Raw genomic sequence first — 1,398 nt, 5'->3', positions numbered from 1 at the left:
GGCGACCAGCGCCTTGAGCTTGCCGCGGCGTTTGACGATTCTTCGGTAGCGTTCGCCGAGGAAGGTGTCGGTGCGGGCGGCCGTCGCGGCGGCCTGGCCGAGGACTCCCTTGAGGTAGGGGTTGCCCTTGCCGGCTTTGCCGGATCCGTTCTTACTGCCGGATTGGATGGTCCGGGGACACAGTTTGGCCCAGGAGACCAGGTGGTCGGCGGTGGGGAAGCGGCTCATGTCCAGCCCCACCTCTGCGATGATCACCTGGGCGGTCAGGGTACTGATTCCGGGAATGTCATCCAGCCGCTCCACCGCTGGGCGAGGGGTTCGGCTCGCCCCTGGGCGGTCGCATGCTGAGGTCGGGTGGCCGCCATCGCCGCTATCGGCGCCTGTGCCTTGATCGGGCGGGTCGCCGACCGGTGCGGTCGCAGCGGCGGGCATCGCGCTGATCAGTTGCTCGATCCTGGTGGTGAGCTTGTCGATCTGACCGGTGAGCGCGTCGATCTGGTCCAGCAGCAGCCGGGCCAACTCGGCGTGATGCTCATCGAATCGGCCGGTCAGCGCCTCGACCAGCAGGGCGTGTTTGGCTTTCAGCTTGCCGCGTGCCAGGCCGGCCAACCGCTGCGGACCGCGTTCCCCAGAGATCAACGCCTCGATCATGTCGCGACCCGAGGCGGTGTCCATCTTGCTGGTCACCGTGGACAGTTTGATCAGGGAGTCTTCCAGTAACTTCTCCAGCCGCGACCAGTAGCGGGTGCGCTCTTGAGTCAGGTCGATGCGCATGCGGGTGTAGTCCCGCAACGCCCGGACCGGTGCCGGCGGCACGAACGAGGGCCGCAGCATCCCCTTCTCCGTCAGCTTCGCCAGCCAGATGCTGTCCAGCCGGTCGGTCTTGGGGCGCCCGGGGGCGTTCTTCACCTCACGGGCGTTGACCAACTGCACCTCCAGACCGGCAGCCTCGAGCACGTAGAACCAGATCCGCCAGTAGTCCGACGTCGATTCGACGGTCACCTTCTCAACCCGCATGCCGACCAGCTCCTCACCCAACTGGCTGACCGCGTTGAACGTGGCCTCGACCTCCCACACCTTGCTGACCCGGCGTTCCGTCCCGGTGCCACTCGGCGTGCGCACGCACACCTTGCCCGAGTCCTTGGCCACATCGATCGCGCAGACCCGCTGATAGAGCTGTTCATGCTCTTGATCAGGGATCTCCTCCGGCTCCCGCTTGCCCAACCGTCTCCTCCATCACCTCGACAGGGGTGGGTGCCCGGGGGCCTCGGTCGGGAACCGAAATTCTGACCGGCGTGCTCGAAGCAACAGTGCGTGACCCTTCAGGTCGGGGCCCCGGCGCCAGACTTGTTCACGGGCTCGAGTCCCAAGATCGAACCGGCGTCGGCGGGCAACCCG

1 protein-coding gene is annotated in these 1,398 nt (G+C 66.6%); it reads right to left on the bottom strand.

Annotation, left to right across the window (positions count from 1 at the left end):
• Positions 1–1,224: IS110 family RNA-guided transposase (locus ACFSKW_RS54830; RefSeq protein WP_379583878.1), on the bottom strand; the 1,224-nt coding region annotated here is incomplete at its 3' end.
• Between the last annotated feature and the right edge of the window lie 174 nt (positions 1,225–1,398).

The organism is Nonomuraea mangrovi (assembly GCF_042681425.1).
GTDB classification, from domain to species: Bacteria; Actinomycetota; Actinomycetes; order Streptosporangiales; family Streptosporangiaceae; genus Nonomuraea; species Nonomuraea mangrovi.
The sequence above is the reverse complement of the archived record's forward strand: the minus strand, read 5'-3'. Positions and strand labels throughout refer to the sequence as shown.